This window comes from Bacillus spizizenii TU-B-10 (genome assembly GCF_000227465.1).
Classification (GTDB): domain Bacteria; phylum Bacillota; class Bacilli; order Bacillales; family Bacillaceae; genus Bacillus; species Bacillus spizizenii.
Genome location: NC_016047.1, coordinates 2,328,063 through 2,346,885 on the forward strand (window position 1 = coordinate 2,328,063; position 18,823 = coordinate 2,346,885).

Below are 18,823 nucleotides of genomic sequence, written 5' to 3' on the forward strand. Positions count from 1 at the left end.
GCAGCAGCCGCCCCTCATACTTATTTAGGGTAGTCCCGTTTTTTCAGCTTGTTTTTCTCCGCTTTGTACTTTCTGTAGCCGACATAGGTCAGAGCTGTAATGATAATACTGCCGGTTGTGATGATCACCCAGAGTAAAGACGGATCGGCATCATCCTCCTCCACCCTGTCAAATACATTTTTTAGATCATGCTGAAGAAGAGAAAGCCGTTCAAGCTTCGTGCTCTCAGTCATTTGCTGAAATTCCTCTTGCTCAATGACGTCTATATGTTTCCCAACTGTTTCAAGCTGATCCTCTGATACATCGATTGTAAGACTGGGGTAAATCAAATCATATAGACTGATAAATTCATTCCATTTTTCATGAAAGCTCGTACTTTCATTCTTTTGGACATCCTGCTTCAGTTCAGCAAAGGCTTCCATAATCGGTCTCTCCAGTGAGCCCCAAAGCGGATCAGATCGATTGTCAACTGCGTCCATCAGCATTCTGAACTGCGCGGCTGCTCTGAGTTTTTGTGTATCTGATGTATCAGCCTGCTTTAAACTCCGTACCATATCGTTATAGCCCAGTGTGATTTGACGGATTTGGGCTCCAGTTAGCATGGTGTCTTGCTTTTTTTTCTCAGCGGATTTTAATGTTTTTTCAAAATAAGCAAGGACTTGCAGCGCCTCTTCATATTTTGACTGGCGGGTCATTTGAAAAACTGTATCGGATAAATCGTTTAACTCTTCGAGACTTCCCCGCTCTGCAGCCTTGGCATTTCCATTATAAAAAATAAGAGCAATCAACAAACAGATCGTCAGCTTTCGTTTCATGCAGGTCCCTCCCACTCTCTCTCCTTACAGAATATGAAGAAAGGGACAAGGATAGACCAACATTGTCTTTACATCAGCTCAAGCTTTGTTTGCTTTTTCGAGACCACGAGAAAGTAAGCAAGCCCAATTGAAAAAATGCTCAGCCAAAATGTTCCGTACCCTATATCAGTCATATAATCAGAAAGCATAGAGTATTGCGGCATCATGTCAAACAAGTAATCAATGACATCGTTGTGGAGCGTCCAGACTGCAGCAATTGCAAGATGCCAAAAAGAAAAACGAAAATACGGACTGTACAACACGCCTTGGACTGCCATGGCAAAATGCGAGGCAATCAGCATATAGCCCTCCCACGGCAAGTCACCTTCTACAGCCAGCACAAGAATATTCATAGCGACCGCCCATAGGCCATACTTTACGAGGGTGACTAACGCAAGCGCCTCAAAGAGCGGAGCGTTCCGTTTCATGATAAAGGCGAGCAGCACAAACAGAAAGAAAAACGTTGCTGTCGGACTGTCCGGAACAAAAATCAGGAAACGGGCCGGTGTCTCCAGAAGCTGCGGCAAGTACCAATAGTATCCGTAAACCGTTCCCAGAAAATTGATGGCTAAGACAAGAATAAGCATCGGCCGCTGTCCTAATACATATTGAAACCATTTCACATTAAATCAACTCTCAGTCTGTAAAAATAATATGTCCATATAAAAAAGCTGACGCCTGGTCAGCTTTTGATAATAAAAGTATATCCTTCCATTTCACAATTCACAACACGTTATTTTGCGGTTGTTTCAGAAATAAATTTCGCAAGTTCTTCGAGCTGCTTATCATTCCCTTTGAATACGCCCGCCGGCATTTTGCCTTTCCCTTCAACAGCTATTTTTTTGATTTCATCCGGCTTCAGCCCGGTGTCAACCAACGAAGGCCCGGCTGCCCCTCCTTGAAGGTTATCCCCATGGCAAGAAATACAGCCCTGCTCTTTAAAAATCTTATATCCTTCTGCATTGGTGTCAATGTCGGCTTCTTTTGTGATTTTCCCCTGTTCTTCTGCCTTAGCCCAGTCGTGAGTAGCAACTGACTGCCACGTCAAAAACACAGCAGCGGAAATCGCTAAAAGCATCATACCGACAGCAACAGGACGCTTCCACGGCCTTCTCTCTGTTCCTCTGTCAAGGAATGGCGCCAAAAGCAGGGCGCCAAAAGCGAGTCCCGGCATAATCATGGCGCCGACCACTGTAAAGCTTCCGGCGGCGTATTCATACTTCAACAGCTGGTATAAGAAAAGAAAATACCAATCCGGCAGCGGAATATAACCTGTATCAGTCGGATCCGCCATCCGCTCCAAAGGCGGCTGATGCACAATCGTCAAAACAAGAAAACCGATCAGAAAGACAGCTCCAACCATCCATTCCTTCAACAAGAAATTCGGCCAGAAAGCCTCTGTTTTACCAGGATACTCCGAATAATCCTTCGGTATATTCGGCTTTTTTTCAGCCGGTATCCTTGAGTCGCCTACAAATTTCATCCCTTTGCCCCGGTGCATGTCATCCCCTCCCTTTTATTCGCAGATCAAGAGTTTAAAGCGGTCCTGAAATCCCCTGCTTCCGGATCATAATAAAATGTGCAGCCATCAGCCCGAACAATGCGGCAGGAAGAAAGAATACATGGATCGCAAAAAACCTAGTCAGCGTTTGGGCGCCTACAATATCCGGGTGCCCCGCAAGGAGTGTTTTGACTTGCGTCCCGATCAAAGGCGTGGCTTCAGCGATCTGCAGCCCGACTTTTGTTGCAAACAGAGCCTTCATGTCCCAAGGAAGCAAGTAGCCTGTAAAGCCCAGCCCGAGCATGACAAAAAAGATCAGTACACCGACAATCCAGTTCAGCTCGCGCGGCTTTTTATACGCCCCTTGGAAAAAGACCCTCAGCGTATGTAAAAACATCATCACAATGACCAGGCTCGCACCCCAGTGGTGCATCCCCCTGACAATTTGGCCGAATGCCACTTCATTTTGCAAATAATATACCGATTCCCAGGCATTTTTGATATCAGGCACATAGTACATCGTTAAAAACATTCCAGATAACACTTGGATAACGGTTACAAAAAACGTCAGTCCCCCAAAGCAATACACAAACGCAGAGAAATGATGGGCGGGATTCACATGTTCCGGTACTTCGTGATCGGCAATATCCCTCCACATCGGTGTAATATCAAGCCGCTCATCTACCCAGTCATAAATTTTGTTCAGCATGTCACCCTTCCCCCTTAGGCTTTGCTTTTCCAAGATACAGGAAGCCGTCTTTTACTTCTTGCTCATAATGATCAAGAGGCGAAAGCGGCGGCGTGCCCGGGACATTGGTGCCGTCCTTTTCATAGAGTCCGTAATGGCATGGACAAAAGAATTTATTCGGATTTTTAGGATCACTATTCCAGTTCACCGTACACCCTAAATGCTTACAAATTGGCGAAAGCGCTACAATCTCATCCCCGCTTTTGAAGACCCAGGCTGATCTTGACTCTTCTGACTCATACCAGGCATCGACTTGGTTAATTTTGAAATCAAAGCGCTGCGGCTCTTTTGTCAGCTCATCTACGCTGACAACCTGAACCATGTCCTGCTTCCCTGTCGATTTTAATACCGGGTCGAGTGCAAAGCGAACCATAGGCATGAGCATACTAGCCGCCATAAAACCCCCTACGCCTGTGAGCGTATAATTCAAAAATTGACGTCTGGATATATCATGTTTTCCGCCCATAACTTCTCCCCCCTCTAGGTCACCCCTGCAAACTGACTAAAATAGAAAATATTGCAATAACTCTAGACACCCTCATAATATATGAATCTCTCAGCAAGGTCAATATAGCCAAAATATTGTTTATAAGGAAATGTAAGTGTTTTTATTGGATGCTCCACAACTGTAACAAAACGTTCAAAATTTCAGCAGTGCGTTCATCCAATATTTTTCTTTTTAAGGAGTCATTTAAATGCTCTAACGGAACAGACGGTGTCACAATGATTTTGCCTAACGCATCCTCACTTTTCCAATTTTCATCAGACGTGAGCAGCACAACATGCGGAAATTCTGATATAAGCTCTTCCCGCAAATCCTTAAGTCCTTGAACGGTTATTTCATTTCTATCAACATATGTATATGGAGGCAGTAAATATACCCGTCCCTTTAACTGCCTTTCCAGTTCTTCTGACAGAAGCTGCGTGAATTCTCCTTTCTCCGCCGCCATTTTGAAATGGTCGCCTACCTTTATGTTAATTAATGGAATGACAGCGGTATCAATGTAATCCTTAGCTTGTAAATAGTCCTTGGCATCAGTCATTCTCCACCTCATCGTTCTCCCCCTTTACGACAACAAGCCTTGCAATACACTGCAAGGCTGGTCAAATTATGTGAGCTGATTCAATTGGCGCGATAGTTGTTCAAATGCTTCTTTATCATGACGATCTAGCGCATCGTCAATGTCTTTTAATAATTTTTCTCTTTGGAATGTGGAAATAGCGTGCTCCAAAATTTGTTCAGCCAACCCCTGATCTTTTTTGTTCTCAAACAGATCCTTCGGAATATGAGGGTTGGATTCCAGTACTGCAGCATACTCAGGTGAGCTGTACGCTGAACGGAAATTAAGCTGGATAAACAAATCCTGCTGTTTATTTAATCTAATATCATGAAAAGATTTTTCCGCGTCGGTTGTCATGACATTCTCTTTATAGAACCGAAACGGAACTTCTTCAACACAATGTGTTGACATTATAATGCCTCTCGGGCAAAATTCTGCCTGCTCTACAAAATGAACCTTCTCCATGAGAGAATCATGGCTCATTAAGTAGTTCAAGATCCAAACGCACTCTCGGCGCTTTAACTGATAATGGTTTAAAAACCAGCGGATAAAATCTTTTTTCTCATTGACAGAAACAGGGGTCTGCATGTAATTCCCTCCTCTATCGTTCGTATAATCTATATACTGATATGTTCCACATGAATGGTGAACATTCCTGCTTATCTAGAAAATTCATCCTCGATTCGCAAAATCGTTTCTTCCAGCTCTTCATTGGCCCCGTCAATTTCAAGAACCTTTTTCAAAAGCGGCAGCGCTTCTTTTTGCAGGCCTTCTTCTAATAGGAAGCTTGCGTATTCGTATAAGAAATCTCTGTCCTCCCGGTAGTGAAGAAAGGCAGCCTCAAAGGATTGTTTTGCTTTCTCGTATTGCTCTAATTCGGTATATGCGCTCGCAAGATACCAATTGTATTTCGGGTCTTCTTCCCCATAACCGCGCACCTCTTGAATAAGATCAATGATCTGTTCATAATCCTCTTCTTTATGATACACGGCAAGAAGTGTATGAAGTGCCTCGACGAAGCCCGGATCAAGTGCAAGCGCCTCCTGAAGCAGCTTTTTCCCATCTTCTGACTTCCCGATTTTTAAAGCCATTTTTGCGGCATAGAGGAAAAGCTCTTTGTTATATTCATCATATCTGATACCCTCTTTTGCCGTTTTTAATGCCTCTTCATACATCCCTTCAGCTTCATAGCTTTTCGAAAGCGGCATATAAAGTGAAGAATAAGATGGATCAAGCTCTTTTAAATCAGACAGCTGTTTAATAGCTGTTTTAACAAGCCCCGCCTGTAAGGCTGTAAACCCATAGCCGAAAATCGTATTAGGATCAGGATTCTCATCAACAGCTTTCTCGTACCACGGAATGGCATCCTCAAATTCACCTGAGGCACTTAACGATTCGGCCAGTCTTTGATGGACATTAACGCCTCCGATCTCACTCTGCTCCTCAGCCGTTGTTTTAAAATATTGAACCGCTTTTGCATAGGCTCCCTGAGTAAAGTAAAGTTCACCCAGTGCAAAATCAATAATGGGTTCATTGTCCAGAATGGACTTTGCCTGTAAAAGCTTTTGTTCACTGACTTCGAATAACCCTTGCATCTGATAAAGATCCGCCATAAGCAGCAAACTTTCCGGATATGATGGATCTGTTTCCGGAATGGTTTCCAGCACAGCGAGGGCTTTTTCTTCTTCGTCAATATCTATTAAAAGTTCAGCGTAAAAATTCGTCAGTTCTGTTTCATTTGGATATAAATCATGTAAATCACTGATCAGTGAAATCGCTTTTTCTACATTGCCCCACTCGTAATAAAGCTGGGCGGCAATGGCTTTGTCTTCATCATGGAGCTGGTTTTCAGCTTTCGAGAGAGTGTTGAGGCCTTTTTCTGTTTCACCTGCTTCAACTAATTTTATGGCTTCTTGAATCAATGTATTCAAATCGGACCGGTCCTTTCTTTTCCTATAGAACATCAACCATACAAAAAAGCTTTATTTGTTCGGGTTAATCTTATCATAATTCAGACGAAAGCCCCCGGCAAATAAGATGCTTGCTGTACGGCAGGGAATTATTGAGTCTTATTAGTTTACCAAAAGTTCTTGAGATAGAAAATGAAAAAAGGAAGATCGCCCTCTGTACAGTAAAGCAGCTCTCTGACCTGCCGGCTTGTAAGTAAAGCGCATCCCCCCTTTTCGTTTTTTCTTTTCTATAAGACAAGCTATGTTTTTTGGTCTCGGATTATGATTCTCACAGGCAATCTGCACAAAAAATCCTGAAGGAAAAACTTCAGGATTTGTTTGAAAGCTTATTTAAATGCTTGAAAAAGGTTGGATAAGAAACGTGAATGGCATCTGTCTGCTCAATTTCAATTGGCTCCTCAGTTATACAGGAAGCGATACCAAGCATCATTCCGATTCGATGATCTCCATGGCTGGACACTGTTGCGCCGCCTTTCAGTGTTTGCTTGCCATAAACCTTCATTCCATCTGCTGTCGGTTCAATCTCAGCACCTAGCTTACGAAGCTCAGAAACCACGGTGTCAATGCGGTTTGTTTCTTTTACTTTAAGCTCTGCCGCGTCCTTAATAACGGTTGTTCCTTCCGCCTGAGTCGCAAGAAGCGCGATGATAGGGATTTCATCAATTAAACGCGGAATGATATCTCCTCCGATTTCAACCGCTTTTAGAGATGACGTTTCTATAACCAAATCTCCATAAGGCTCCGCACTGCTGTCAGCAGACGGTTTGATTTCAAGCTTTGCCCCCATGTTTTTAAGGACGTCAATGACACCTGTCCGAGTCGGATTTAAACCTACGTTTTTTAATATAATCTTGCTGTTTGGAACCATTGCACCCACAGCAAGGAAAAACGCCGCTGAAGAAATGTCTCCAGGAACAAAAATATCTGCAGCTGTCAATTTCTGCCCTCCTGTAATGGAAACACTCGTTTGATCTTCAGAGAGTTTCACGCCAAAAGCAGAAAGCATCCGCTCAGTGTGGTCCCGAGATTTATGAGGCTCTGTGACGGTTGTTGTGCCCTCAGCCTGTAATCCGGCCAGCAAAACAGCAGATTTAATTTGTGCGCTTGCAACAGGTGATACATAATCAATGCCTTTTAATGAAGCGCCGCTCACTGACAGCGGTGTAAATTCTCCGCCGGCTCTGCCGTCGATTTTAGCCCCCATTTGCTTCAAAGGCTCAGTTACACGTTTCATTGGGCGCTTCGCAATGCTCTCATCTCCGGCTACCGCGCTGTAAAAAGGACGGCCCGCCAAAATGCCGAGCATGAGACGAATCGTTGTACCTGAATTTCCGACATCTAAAAGGCTTTCTGGCTCACTCAGGGAATCGATTCCATTTCCGTGAATCACTACATCGCTGCCGTTTTGCTCAATTCGAACACCCATTTTTCTAAAACAATCGATGGTGCTCAAACAATCCGCTCCCGGCAGAAAGTTTTTAACAGTTGTTGTGCCTTTCGCTAGCGCGCCAAACATGACGGAACGGTGAGAAATGGATTTATCACCAGGAATATGTATTTCTCCGTTTAAGGCCTGCACCTTTTCTCTTTTCATTATTTTCCACCTCAATCAGCATAAAAAGTTTCATATTCCGCCCGGGTTTCAATGCATTGTTCTGCCCGTTTGCGGTCATCATCAGACTGAAAACTGATCCTTAAAATCCCGTTAATATCTTCTCGTGTTTCAATAATGCGGATATTCGTGATACTGATGCGCTCCGCAGCTAAGATAGCCGTTATCTCGGAAATCACACCCGGATGATCGGGAACATCCACGTATAAATCGTAAAATGCAGGTATCGCGCCCTTCTGCCGAAGCGGCAGTCCGTCGCGATAATCCTTGGCCGCTTTAAAATAACGAAATAGATTTTCCGCATCTTCTTGTTCTACATATGTCCGGATCGTCTCAATTTCACGAATCCACTCTTCAAAACGGTCCAAGATTTTATCTTTATTATGTAATAGAATATCCCGCCACATTGCGGGGCTGCTCGATGCAATCCTTGTAATATCCCTAAACCCGCCGGCAGCAAAACGCTTAACAAGCGGATAAAGCTCTTCCGAATGATGGGTTTGATGAACTAGGCTTGCTGCGACAATATGCGGAAAATGGCTGATCACACTTGTAACGCCATCATGCTCTTCTGGTGACATTTCCACAAAATGGGCATTCGTCCCCTTCAGCAGGTTTTTCAACTGTTCTACCGCTTGTCTGTCCGTTTTCTGGCCTGGCGTTAAAATATAAAATGCATTTTCAAACAGGAATTCCTTCGCAGCGGCCACTCCTGATTTATGTGAACCCGCCATCGGATGCCCCCCGACAAATTGGTAGCGACCAGGCAGCACTTGCTCAGCGTATCGAACCACTTTTTGCTTTGTGCTTCCTACATCGGTAATCAAAAGCTGATGTTCAATTCCTGAATGAGCCAGCTCATCAAGCATAAGCAGGGTTTGTGCGACAGGTGTCGCAATGATTACTGTAGCTGCCTTTTTTGCACCGCTAATAAACGAATCAGCACGCTCGTCTATCACACCTAATTTTAATGCGGCTACTACCTGTTCATCAGAGATGTCGATTCCGATAATCCGTTTGCCCGGATGCTCTTTTTTGATCGCTAACGCAATCGAACCGCCTATCAATCCGAGACCGGCGAGCAATATTGTATCTTTCATTCGATTCATACGTCATCACCTGGTTTATAGACTAAAGAGGTGATATTTGATCACCTCTTATAAAATTTCAGCTAAAATTGCAAGAATTTCTTCATTTTGCTCTTTTGTTCCGATCGTAATCCGGAGTGATGTCGGGAAACCTAATGCATTTCCTGACCGGACAATATAGCCTTTTTCCAGCAGAGCCTGAAACAGTTCATCAGAAGGACGGTTAAAGTCAATTAACACAAAATTGGTCTGTGAAGGGTAGCACTTTAAACCATGAATCTTCGCAAAATCATAATATTGCTGAAGGCCTGCTTTATTTTGCTCGACACAGGAAGCAATAAACGCTTGGTCATCAAGTGCTGCGATCGCCGCAGCCTGGCCTAGACGGCTCGTATTAAATGGCTCTCTTGCCGGCTCAATCTGGCGAATCAGGTCCTCGTCAGCAATTCCATATCCGACTCTGAGCGCAGCCAGACCGTAAGCCTTTGAAAATGTCCGTAATATGATCAGATTGGAATACTTGTTTAATAACGGCACAGTTTCCGGGTAATCCTCAGCTGTTACATATTCATAATATGCTTCGTCAAGAACAACGAGGACACGAGAAGGAACGCGCTCCAGAAATGCGAGTAATTCCCCTTCTGATGTATAAGTGCCAGTCGGGTTATTCGGACTGCATATCCAAACGACTTGTGTCTGTTCGTCAATTGCTTCAAGCATGGCGTCTAAATCATGTGAGCCGTCAGGACGAAGTGCGATTTCACGAACTTCAGCGCCTTCAATGACCGCATTATGTTTATACTGCGGAAAAGTCGGAGCAGCCGTTATCGTGTTGGTTTTATCGTTTAAAAATGCCCGGCAGATGATCTGAATGATTTCATCTGAACCGTTTCCGAAAATAAGTGATGTTTCACTGACATTGAGGTGCTCACTGAGCCTTGTCCGCAAAGCGGCGCTATACCCGTCCGGATAAAGCGCAAGCTGATGAATCTCATGCTGAAGCGCCTCTTTTGCAGCTTCTGAACAGCCGTACGGATTTTCGTTTGAAGCAAGCTTCACAACTTTATCCAAGCCATATTCTGATTTCACTGCTTCAATCGGCTTACCAGGCTGATAAGGCTTCAGCTGTTTTAAATGTTCTTTGATACGCAAATCCAGTCACCTCATTTTAAGCTGTACAAGCCGCCAAACGCCGTTGCGTAATCTTCAAACTCCTGCAGCGCTTGATCTCTCGTTTCAGCGCTGATGAGCCGGTCCTTTAGCTCTTCTATTTTTCTGACGAGCGCACTTCCCACTACGACACCGTCACAAATTTCATTCATCTTCATGACCTGTTCGCGGTTTGATATACCGAATCCTACAGCAACCGGCACAGTGCTAAGATCCTTCACTGTCCGGATGAACGGATACACGGATGAATTGAACTCATTGCGGACACCGGTCACACCTAGAGAAGATACACAGTAGACGAAGCCCTCGGCTTGTTCAATAATGGTTTTCAAACGGCTTTCGCTTGTCGGCGCAACCAAAGAAATATACGTCACCTCATGGCTTTTGCATTCCGCTTGAAGGCTGGCGCTTTCTTCTAATGGCAGATCCGGAACAAGCAGACCGTCAATATGATTTTCCCGCAGTAAAGCGAAAAAGTATTCTTTGTTCAATTGTAACACAGGATTATAATACGTAAAGAGGATAATCGGAATATTCACTCCGTTTTTTTTCATTTCTCCGCCTAATTCGATTGCCTTTACGATATTCATTCCATGATCAAGCGCCCGCTTTGAAGCACGCTGGATCACCGGACCGTCTGCAAGCGGGTCTGAGTATGCAACACCAAGCTCCAGTGCTGTGGCGCCTGCTTTTTGGAGTGACTTCGCCAGTTTAACCGAAACCTCAGGCGATGGATCTCCCGCTGTAATAAACGGGATAAACAATTTTTCTGATGCTTGAAGATCTAATTTAAACATGCGCTTTCACCTCTTCTTCCAATACATTCATTAATGTGTTGACATCCTTATCTCCCCGTCCTGATAAACAGACGAGAACGGTTTGATCGCGATCCATCTCTTTGGCGAGTTTGAATGCTTTCGCTAACGCATGGGCAGATTCGATCGCCGGCAAAATCCCCTCTTTTTCTGACAAGAGTTTTAATGCATCCACCGCTTCTTCATCTGTGATACTGTCATAAGTGACACGGCCGCTCTTATGCAAATAAGCGTGCTCCGGACCGATTCCAGGATAGTCGAGTCCTGCTGAAATGGAGTAAGGCTCAATAATTTGCCCGAACTCATCTTGAATCAGATAAGTCAATGAACCATGAATAACGCCTACGGTTCCTTTCGACATAGTAGCGGCATGAAGAGGAGTATCAATTCCTTTTCCGGCTGCTTCAGCGCCGATCAGTTCAACATCTTCATCTAAAAACGCCTGAAACATGCCCATCGCATTGCTTCCTCCGCCTACACACGCCACTACTTTATCAGGCAGAGTGCCTTCAATGTGTTTCAGCTGATCCTTCGCTTCCTCTCCAATCATTTTCTGAAATTCTCGGACCACCTGCGGATAAGGGTGCGGTCCGACAACTGATCCAATCATGTAAAAATGATCCTCGCAATGCTGAACCCAGTACCGAATCGCCTCATTTGTGGCATCCTTCAATGTGCCGTTTCCGCTTGTTACAGGCACAACTTCCGCACCAAGAAGCTTCATGCGGAAAACGTTCAGAGACTGGCGGGCAACATCCTCCTCGCCCATAAACACAGTACAGGAAAAGCCGAATTTGGCTGCGACTGTTGCAGCGGCCACACCGTGCTGACCGGCACCGGTTTCAGCAATGATTTTCGTTTTTCCCATTTTCTTAGCGAGCAGCGCTTGACCTAACGCATTATTGATTTTATGAGACCCTGTATGGTTCAAATCTTCTCGTTTCAAATAAATTTTCGCACCGCCTAAATACTCAGTGACTCGATCAGCGAATGTGAGTGCAGTCGGCCTTCCGGAATAGTCATTTAACAGCTTGTAATATTCATTACGAAAAACAGGATCATCCTTGATCTCTTTAAATGCGGTTTCAATTTCTTCTAACGGCTGCATCAGTGTTTCCGGAACAAACTTTCCGCCGAAATCACCGTATCTGCCTATTTCATTCGGATATGGATACATATTGGTTCATCCTTTCTTCTAAAAGCCTCATCAGATTCTGTTCTTTTTGTCCGTTTTTTTCGATTCCGCTGGCAAGGTCAATTCCTGCCGGCTCATATTTCAATAAGTCTGTGATAGTGTCCGGATTCACGCCGCCTGCGATAAAACAGCGTTTGCCTATAGCCGCCTGCTGGTATTCCGGCACACAGTCCCAAGAAAAAGCAACACCAGTGCCGCCTCTTGCCCCTTTGACAGATGAATCAATCACAAAGCCGCCTACATTATCTTTAAAGCGGGCTATTTCTTGAGTTGTGTTCTCATGATGGTGAAGCGCCTTCCATATTTCACAATCTGTCAGCATGCGAAGCGCATCGGCATCCGCCGGTTCCTCATCACCGTGAAGCTGAATGACATCGAGATTCAAGTCGTCGGCAATGCGTGACATCGACTCTATCGATTCATTAACAAAAACCCCTGCAACCCGTTTTTCGACACGAACTTGACTCAGCCACTTCTTCACATCTTGCGGAGATACTTTTCGTTTGCTTTCAGCAAAAATAAAGCCCAGATAATCAGCCTGCGAGTCCGCTGCAAGCTGCAAATCCTGCAGTGACCGTATGCCGCAATATTTTAATGCCGGCTTCTTCACATCCTCACTCCCCGAACAAAGCATGGATTGCTTTTTGCTGTGATGTTTGTCTCATCAATGATTCACCGATAAGCACAGCTCGTGCTCCATGTTCTTTGACAAATGTTAAATGTTCTAAAGAACCGATTCCGCTTTCGCTGACAAGCAGTGATTCTTTCGGAGCAAGAGATGCGATTTGTTCTGTCTGCATTATAGAGGTTTCAAATGTTTTTAGGTTTCGGTTGTTTATGCCGAGAATATCAGGCGTGAACACTTTCAATATTTGTTCTAGCGTTGTTGCATCATGAACCTCGACTAACACGTCCATCTCCTTTTCACCTGCTTCAAGATATAATTCATGAAGGTGTAAGGGATCAAGCACTTCGCCGATTAACAAGATGGCATCCGCTCCGATTCTTCTTGATTCCTCCACTTGAAGAGAATCAATAATAAAATCTTTTCTGAGTACAGGGATCGAAACAGCACGCTTTACGTCTGATAAATAGCTGTTTTCCCCTTGAAAAAACGGGGTGTCTGTTAAAACGGAAAGCGCATCTGCTTTCGCAGTTTCATAGTCTTTTGCAATCCGCACAGGGACAAAATCCTCTTTAATGAGCCCTTTTGACGGCGACGCTTTCTTCACTTCAGCAATCAACCCGATAAACCGATTCGGGCTTGCCAGCGCCTCTTTAAATGAACGTTTTTCGAAAGGCTGCTCTTCCGGCAGGACCAGTGTGTTTACTTCTTCCTTCTTTTGTTTGATGATGTTTTCAAGCATAGATCTCTTCCTCTTTCTGCTTTATTCGTTCAAGCTGCGCGGCAGCGCCTCCGCTTGTAATCGTCTCTAATGCTAGCTCCGTTCCTTCCTTCAGTGAGGCGGTGATCCCCGCCGTGTATATCGCAGCCCCTGCATTAAAAGCAGTAATAGATAAAGCGGAACCGCTGCTTTTATTTTCAAAAATGTTCTGAATAATACAGGCACTCTCTTTCGGTGACTGCACCTGTAAATCTTCAAGTCTGCCATTTGTGAAACCGAAATCTTCCGGTGAAACGGTATATTCCCGGCGCTCCCCGTCCTTTAATTCAATCACGTCAGTCGGTGCTGTAATTGAAAGCTCATCTAAACCGTCACGGCTTGATACGAACATGACGTGCTTCGGCTGAAGCGTCTCCAGTGCGCTTGCCATCACTCCAGCTTTTTCAGCCGAATAGACCCCAATCACCTGACGCTTCGCCTGCAAGGGATTGCTGAGCGGTCCGAGCAGATTAAATACCGTTCTGAAACCCAGTTCTTTTCTAGTACCCGCTACATGTTTCATAGACGAATGATAAAGCGGGGCAAAAAGAAATCCCATGTTGTTTACTTCAATGCTGCTTTTGACTTTTTCGGGAGTCGTTTGAATTGGAACCTCTAACACCTCTAAAACATCAGCACTTCCGCTTTTAGAAGAGACAGAGCGATTGCCGTGCTTAGCGATTTTTGCCCCTGCTGCTGAGGCAACAATTGCTGATGCCGTTGAGATATTAAAAGTGGAAATACCGTCTCCTCCGGTTCCGCATGTATCAACGACATCAGGAAGTCCATCAACTGTAAGAGCGCGTGCCCGCATCGCCTTAATAAAGCCCGTAAGCTCTTCTGGCGTCTCTCCCCGATGAGCAAGAATAGACAATATACCGCCCATTTCAGAAGGCGTCATTTCCGCTGTCATCATCATATTCATCAATGCCTCTGCCTCATCGGCAGTAAGTGTTTTTCCGTCAACGCACAATTGTAGAAATTTGTTCATCAGCTTTATCCTCCTTGCTATGGAACATGTCTTCTGCAATATGAATCGTTTTCAGCAGCGCACCGGCTTTATTACAGCTTTCTTCGTATTCGGCTTCCGGAACAGAATCTGCAACAATGCCAGCACCTGCCTGTATCGATGCAACACCGCCCTTTACGCTCATGGTGCGAATCGTAATACAAGAGTCTATATTACCGTCAAATCCGATGTAGGCGATGCAGCCGCCGTATGTCTCTCTCGGTGTAGGCTCCAGCTCTTGCAAAAGCTGCATGGCACGGATTTTGGGAGCGCCTGTTAAAGTTCCTGCCGGGAAAGCGGACATCAGTGCATCGACTGGGTGAATCCCTTCTTTCAATCGACCTGTAACCACCGAAATAATGTGCATGACATGCGAAAAGGAGACAATTTTTGTGAACTCCGGCACAGAAACAGATCCATACTCTGCTACTCTGCCAATATCGTTCCGGGCAAGGTCAACGAGCATGTAGTGCTCTGCTTTTTCTTTTTCATCCTTCATCAGCTCAACTTTGAGTTTTTCATCTTCCTCCTTATCTGCGCCTCGTTTTCTCGTACCGGCAATCGGATGGATTTCCAAGTGCCCGTCCTTAACATGGATTAAACGTTCCGGAGAGCTTCCGACTATTTCTCTGTCTTTGAGTTTCATATAATACATATACGGAGAAGGATTGACGATCCTAAGCACCCGGTATAACTCAAAGGCATCTGATTTTATCGGAATCTCAAATTTTTGTGACAGAACCCCCTGGAAGATATCGCCTGCTTTTATATATTCTTTTATTTTTTCTACATCAGCCATAAAAGCTGATTTTTCATAATTAGATGATACTGTCTCAAAGCTGGGTGTCTTATATGAATCAGCAGAGAGAAACAGTTCTTTTATGTTTTTTTGATCCATCATTTTTTCTATGAGATCTTGAAGCTCTTGATGATTTTGATGAAATACATCGATTTTTTCGTTTTCTGTTTCCTGTCCATTGAGCCTTGCATATTGGATAAAGTGGACGTTTTTGGTTTGATGATCATACGCAATTAATGTCCGGCAAACAAACAGCATACACTTTTCCATTCCTGCTTCTTTTGAATGCGGAGGAACAGAAGGCTCAATCAGCGGGATCATATCATAGCTTAAGTACCCGACAGCTCCGCCGACAAAAGGAATGCCTAGCTCTGGCGTTTTGATGTTGTAGGTGGTATTCATCCAATTCAGAACTTCTTTAAGTTCAATTCCTGTGTAAAGAGATCTGCCGTCCTGATCTGTAGCTGTAAAACGGCTCTGCTCTTCTTTAATCGTGAGGAATGGATTCAGGCCGATAAACGAATATCTTGACCAGTTGGATGTATCATCCTTGCTTTCAAGAAGATACGTAATCTCCCTGTCGAGCTTCTCTATCATTTGAATGGGTGTCATCGTATCGACTGTGAAGGTCTCCACAATCGGTATGGTGTGGTGGGACAAGCTGTCCTGTAAAAATGAAGAAATATTGGATTGGAAATACATTGCTCTCACTCCTTATGGCAAGGAGAATGAGAAGATGGCATGAGAGGATAAAACATTATATAACAAATAAACCCAAAAGAAAGGCTTCTTTTGGGTAGAATAAACATACATGTCTCAGCTCAACTACACTCATTCTCTGCTACCCTATTCTCTAACTCAACTCAATCAATCGCTTTATACACACTCTTGTGTATTTCTAAGCTGTTCTTATCGTATTACAATTCAGTATTTTTTGTCAATGATAAATCGGGTCTTAATACAACGGCTTTTTCTAAATATACATGTCTGATCTGATCCTGAGGAACATCTGTCTGGACGGTCATCATGACTCTGATGCACTTTTTCAGACCGCCGATTACGTCCATTTCCTGCATACAGGTTACCGGCACATACTGCCATCCTGAAAGCTCACGAACAGCTTTTGCCGGGAAAACGGAGTGCAAATCAGGTGTCGCCGAAAGAAGCATTTGAACAACATCTTCCGGTTTTGTTTTGTTTTCTTCTATGATTTTCTCTAACAGCTGTTTTGTTTTTTGTAAAATTTCTTCTTCAGTATCTCGTTCAACTGTAGTTGCTCCGCGAATTCCGCGAATCATCATGATGTCTCCTCCAATCGCCATTTGTTCAGCCAACTCTCAAGTTCATTTCTGGAAAATGTGTGATCAGCAACTTTTCCTAATTCGTTGAGCACGATAAACTGAATCTTCCCGCCACGGGTTTTCTTATCATTCATCATACGGTCCAATAGAACCGAAGTTTCCGTCTCTTTTTTAATTTGATTTGGATAGCCTAGGCTTATTAGCCAGCTGACCAAACGTTTCCTGTCCATTTCACAGTCCGCTGTCTTTTCGCTTATATATAAAGCAAACTGCATTCCGAGGGCTACGGCATCACCGTGAGTGATCTGTCCGTATCCATATTCGGCCTCAACAGCATGGCCGAGCGTATGTCCAAAGTTTAAGTAAGCTCTAATCCCCTCTTCTTTTTCATCCTGCTGAACGACAGATGCTTTTATTGAAATGCCTTTAAAAATCATGTCATTTAGCTGATCACTGGTGATATCGCGCAGTGAGCGGATATTCAGCAGCTCTTCCAGAAACGCTCTGTCATAGATAAAAGCGTGTTTAATCACTTCTGCCATTCCGGATCGAAGCTCTTTTTCAGGCAGAGAACGCAGGAAGTCTGTATCGTAGAGCACGGCCTTCGGCTGGTAAAACGCACCGATTAAATTTTTTCCGAGCGGATGGTTCACGGCTACCTTTCCTCCGACTGCACTGTCATGCGCCAAAAGCGTCGTAGGCATTTGAATGAAATCAATGCCACGCATAAAAGTGGCAGCCACAAAACCGGCAAGATCTCCTACAACACCGCCACCGAACGCGATGATGCATGAGGAGCGATCCATATGAAAACGAATCGCTTCACTCTGCAGTTTTGTGTACATGTCCATGGATTTCGCCTGCTCTCCACTCGGCACCGTCACTTTTTTCACAGGCCATTTTTCTTGCAGCAAATGAAGCATTTCATCACCATACAGGCGGTCAACCTCTTCATCCGCGACAAGCATAATCCGTGTTAAAGGCCTGTTTAAAGAGGTTAATAGTTCGCAAGCCTCTTTTCTGATGCCTTGCCCGATAAAAACAGGATACGACGAGGAAGCGGTTTGAACATGCAGTGTTTTCATTAAAATTCCCTCGACAGTTTTCTCATATTCTCCACATTTTCTCTAATACGGTCGATTTGATCTAAGCCGAATTGTTCAACGACTGCGTTGGCAATTTCCCATGCGACAGCCGCTTCAGCTACTACACTTGCCGCAGGCACTGCACAGCTGTCTGAACGTTCAATGCTGGCAGAAAAGGGTTCTTTCGTTTCAATATCTACGCTTTTCAGCGGTTTATACAAAGTCGGAATCGGCTTCATGACTCCGCGGACAACAATCGGCATTCCTGTCGTCATGCCGCCTTCCAGTCCCCCGAGTCTGTTTGTAGCGCGGGTATATCCCTTTTCCTCGTCCCAAATGATCTCGTCATGGACTTCGCTTCCATTTCTTCCGGCTGCTTCAAAGCCGATGCCGAATTCCACACCTTTAAATGCGTTAATTGATAGAACAGCAGCAGCAAGCTTGCTGTCCAGTTTGCGGTCATAATGGACGTAGCTGCCCACGCCTACCGGCATTCCCTCGACAATGACTTCTACAATTCCGCCGATGGAATCTCCGTTGGCCTTCGCTTCATCAATGGCAGCCATCATTTTTTTGCCCGCTTCTTCATCGTAGCATCTGACCGGAGACTCCTCCGTTACACGCTGCAGGTCATCAATTGACGTATATTCTGTTTTTTCAGCTTTAACTGCTCCAATTTGCAATACGTGACCTGCCACCTTAATGCCGAGCTCAGAAAGAATCTTTTTAGCGACAGCTCCTGCCGCCACTCTGACAGTTGTTTCCCTTGCTGAAGAGCGCTCAAGCACATTTCTCATATCACGGTGATTATATTTAATCGCACCGTTTAAGTCAGCGTGCCCAGGTCTCGGTCTGGAAATTTGGCGCTTCATTTCCTTTTCTTCATCCTCTGTAATCGGAGCCGCGCCCATGATTTTTGTCCAATGCTTCCAATCGTTATTTTCAACGACGAGAGCAATTGGTGAACCGAGTGTTCGTGCATGGCGCACCCCGCTCATAATTTTGGCCTGGTCTTTTTCGATCTGCATGCGGCGGCCGCGGCCGTGGCCTTTTTGGCGTCTGGCAAGCTCAAAATTGATATCTTCCTCCGTTATGTAAAGCCCGGCAGGCACACCTTCAATAATGGTTGTCAGTTGGGGGCCGTGTGATTCTCCGGCTGTTAAATATCTCATGACTTCTTCTCCCTTCATCGCATTAACGCTTTTAAGTAAAACTACTATAACATATTTT

20 protein-coding genes are annotated in these 18,823 nt (G+C 44.6%); all 20 read right to left on the bottom strand.

Annotated elements, in window-relative coordinates:
* Nucleotides 1-20: 20 nt before the first annotated feature.
* The 20 genes from ypjB to aroC all read right to left on the bottom strand — a co-directional run bounded on the left by ypjB (nucleotide 21) and on the right by aroC (nucleotide 18,765).
* Complete coding sequence (ypjB, locus tag GYO_RS33415; RefSeq protein ID WP_003225565.1) at nucleotides 21-815, bottom strand: sporulation protein YpjB; 795 nt, start codon at nucleotides 813-815, stop codon at nucleotides 21-23.
* A 68-nt stretch (nucleotides 816-883) separates the two neighbouring features.
* Nucleotides 884-1,477, bottom strand: coding sequence for a lipoprotein heptaprenylglyceryl N-acetyltransferase LhaT (gene lhaT, locus GYO_RS33420; protein ID WP_014114195.1), 594 nt, complete (start codon nucleotides 1,475-1,477; stop codon nucleotides 884-886).
* Between the two features lie 110 nt (nucleotides 1,478-1,587).
* Nucleotides 1,588-2,355, bottom strand: a complete 768-nt coding sequence (locus GYO_RS33425) for a menaquinol-cytochrome c reductase cytochrome b/c subunit (RefSeq protein WP_014114196.1) — start codon at nucleotides 2,353-2,355, stop codon at nucleotides 1,588-1,590.
* Between the two features lie 34 nt (nucleotides 2,356-2,389).
* Entirely contained in the window at nucleotides 2,390-3,064 is a 675-nt protein-coding gene (gene qcrB, locus GYO_RS33430) for a menaquinol-cytochrome c reductase cytochrome b subunit (RefSeq protein ID WP_003225560.1), read from the bottom strand.
* Nucleotide 3,065: 1 nt separating this feature from the next.
* The gene (locus tag GYO_RS33435) at nucleotides 3,066-3,569 is read right to left on the bottom strand and encodes a Rieske (2Fe-2S) protein (protein WP_003225556.1); all 504 of its coding nucleotides are present in this window, start codon (nucleotides 3,567-3,569) and stop codon (nucleotides 3,066-3,068) included.
* A 142-nt stretch (nucleotides 3,570-3,711) separates the two neighbouring features.
* On the bottom strand, nucleotides 3,712-4,158 hold the full coding sequence (locus GYO_RS33440; protein ID WP_014114197.1) for a YpiF family protein: 447 nt from the start codon (nucleotides 4,156-4,158) through the stop codon (nucleotides 3,712-3,714).
* Nucleotides 4,159-4,212: 54 nt separating this feature from the next.
* A complete protein-coding gene (locus GYO_RS33445) occupies nucleotides 4,213-4,752 on the bottom strand; it encodes a ReoY family proteolytic degradation factor (protein WP_003225551.1) in 540 nt (179 codons plus the stop codon).
* A gap of 71 nt (nucleotides 4,753-4,823) precedes the next feature.
* A complete protein-coding gene (locus GYO_RS33450) occupies nucleotides 4,824-6,095 on the bottom strand; it encodes a tetratricopeptide repeat protein (protein WP_014114198.1) in 1,272 nt (423 codons plus the stop codon).
* A gap of 346 nt (nucleotides 6,096-6,441) precedes the next feature.
* Nucleotides 6,442-7,728 (bottom strand): 3-phosphoshikimate 1-carboxyvinyltransferase, encoded by a 1,287-nt coding sequence (gene aroA, locus GYO_RS33455; RefSeq protein WP_014114199.1) that lies wholly within the window; start codon nucleotides 7,726-7,728, stop codon nucleotides 6,442-6,444.
* A gap of 11 nt (nucleotides 7,729-7,739) precedes the next feature.
* Complete coding sequence (locus GYO_RS33460; protein ID WP_014114200.1) at nucleotides 7,740-8,855, bottom strand: prephenate dehydrogenase; 1,116 nt, start codon at nucleotides 8,853-8,855, stop codon at nucleotides 7,740-7,742.
* Nucleotides 8,856-8,903: 48 nt separating this feature from the next.
* Complete coding sequence (gene hisC / locus GYO_RS33465) at nucleotides 8,904-9,986, bottom strand: histidinol-phosphate transaminase (protein WP_014114201.1); 1,083 nt, start codon at nucleotides 9,984-9,986, stop codon at nucleotides 8,904-8,906.
* Nucleotides 9,987-9,997: 11 nt separating this feature from the next.
* Nucleotides 9,998-10,801, bottom strand: a complete 804-nt coding sequence (trpA, locus tag GYO_RS33470) for a tryptophan synthase subunit alpha (protein WP_014114202.1) — start codon at nucleotides 10,799-10,801, stop codon at nucleotides 9,998-10,000.
* Nucleotides 10,794-11,996, bottom strand: coding sequence for a tryptophan synthase subunit beta (gene trpB / locus GYO_RS33475; RefSeq protein ID WP_014114203.1), 1,203 nt, complete (start codon nucleotides 11,994-11,996; stop codon nucleotides 10,794-10,796). The genes trpA and trpB overlap by 8 nt, the downstream gene beginning before the upstream one ends.
* Nucleotides 11,977-12,624 (bottom strand): phosphoribosylanthranilate isomerase, encoded by a 648-nt coding sequence (locus GYO_RS33480; protein WP_014114204.1) that lies wholly within the window; start codon nucleotides 12,622-12,624, stop codon nucleotides 11,977-11,979. The genes trpB and GYO_RS33480 overlap by 20 nt, the downstream gene beginning before the upstream one ends.
* A gap of 4 nt (nucleotides 12,625-12,628) precedes the next feature.
* A complete protein-coding gene (gene trpC, locus GYO_RS33485) occupies nucleotides 12,629-13,381 on the bottom strand; it encodes an indole-3-glycerol phosphate synthase TrpC (protein ID WP_014114205.1) in 753 nt (250 codons plus the stop codon).
* Complete coding sequence (gene trpD / locus GYO_RS33490; RefSeq protein ID WP_014114206.1) at nucleotides 13,374-14,390, bottom strand: anthranilate phosphoribosyltransferase; 1,017 nt, start codon at nucleotides 14,388-14,390, stop codon at nucleotides 13,374-13,376. The genes trpC and trpD overlap by 8 nt, the downstream gene beginning before the upstream one ends.
* On the bottom strand, nucleotides 14,362-15,909 hold the full coding sequence (trpE, locus tag GYO_RS33495; protein ID WP_014114207.1) for an anthranilate synthase component I: 1,548 nt from the start codon (nucleotides 15,907-15,909) through the stop codon (nucleotides 14,362-14,364). Before trpE ends, trpD begins: the two co-directional genes overlap by 29 nt.
* A gap of 215 nt (nucleotides 15,910-16,124) precedes the next feature.
* Nucleotides 16,125-16,508, bottom strand: coding sequence for a chorismate mutase (gene aroH / locus GYO_RS33500; protein ID WP_014114208.1), 384 nt, complete (start codon nucleotides 16,506-16,508; stop codon nucleotides 16,125-16,127).
* Entirely contained in the window at nucleotides 16,505-17,593 is a 1,089-nt protein-coding gene (gene aroB / locus GYO_RS33505) for a 3-dehydroquinate synthase (RefSeq protein ID WP_014114209.1), read from the bottom strand. The genes aroH and aroB overlap by 4 nt, the downstream gene beginning before the upstream one ends.
* Entirely contained in the window at nucleotides 17,593-18,765 is a 1,173-nt protein-coding gene (gene aroC / locus GYO_RS33510) for a chorismate synthase (RefSeq protein WP_003225524.1), read from the bottom strand. The genes aroB and aroC overlap by 1 nt, the downstream gene beginning before the upstream one ends.
* Between the last annotated feature and the right edge of the window lie 58 nt (nucleotides 18,766-18,823).

Coding starts and splice junctions, on each gene's coding strand:
- ypjB (WP_003225565.1), bottom strand. CDS start 815: ATGAAACGAAAGCTGACGATCTGTTTGTTGATTGCTCTTATTTTTTAT.
- GYO_RS33425 (WP_014114196.1), bottom strand. CDS start 2,355: ATGCACCGGGGCAAAGGGATGAAATTTGTAGGCGACTCAAGGATACCG.
- qcrB (WP_003225560.1), bottom strand. CDS start 3,064: ATGCTGAACAAAATTTATGACTGGGTAGATGAGCGGCTTGATATTACA.
- GYO_RS33435 (WP_003225556.1), bottom strand. CDS start 3,569: ATGGGCGGAAAACATGATATATCCAGACGTCAATTTTTGAATTATACG.
- GYO_RS33440 (WP_014114197.1), bottom strand. CDS start 4,158: ATGAGGTGGAGAATGACTGATGCCAAGGACTATTTACAAGCTAAGGAT.
- GYO_RS33445 (WP_003225551.1), bottom strand. CDS start 4,752: ATGCAGACCCCTGTTTCTGTCAATGAGAAAAAAGATTTTATCCGCTGG.
- aroA (WP_014114199.1), bottom strand. CDS start 7,728: ATGAAAAGAGAAAAGGTGCAGGCCTTAAACGGAGAAATACATATTCCT.
- GYO_RS33460 (WP_014114200.1), bottom strand. CDS start 8,855: ATGAATCGAATGAAAGATACAATATTGCTCGCCGGTCTCGGATTGATA.
- trpA (WP_014114202.1), bottom strand. CDS start 10,801: ATGTTTAAATTAGATCTTCAAGCATCAGAAAAATTGTTTATCCCGTTT.
- trpB (WP_014114203.1), bottom strand. CDS start 11,996: ATGTATCCATATCCGAATGAAATAGGCAGATACGGTGATTTCGGCGGA.
- trpC (WP_014114205.1), bottom strand. CDS start 13,381: ATGCTTGAAAACATCATCAAACAAAAGAAGGAAGAAGTAAACACACTG.
- trpD (WP_014114206.1), bottom strand. CDS start 14,390: ATGAACAAATTTCTACAATTGTGCGTTGACGGAAAAACACTTACTGCC.
- trpE (WP_014114207.1), bottom strand. CDS start 15,909: ATGTATTTCCAATCCAATATTTCTTCATTTTTACAGGACAGCTTGTCC.
- aroH (WP_014114208.1), bottom strand. CDS start 16,508: ATGATGATTCGCGGAATTCGCGGAGCAACTACAGTTGAACGAGATACT.
- aroB (WP_014114209.1), bottom strand. CDS start 17,593: ATGAAAACACTGCATGTTCAAACCGCTTCCTCGTCGTATCCTGTTTTT.
- aroC (WP_003225524.1), bottom strand. CDS start 18,765: ATGAGATATTTAACAGCCGGAGAATCACACGGCCCCCAACTGACAACC.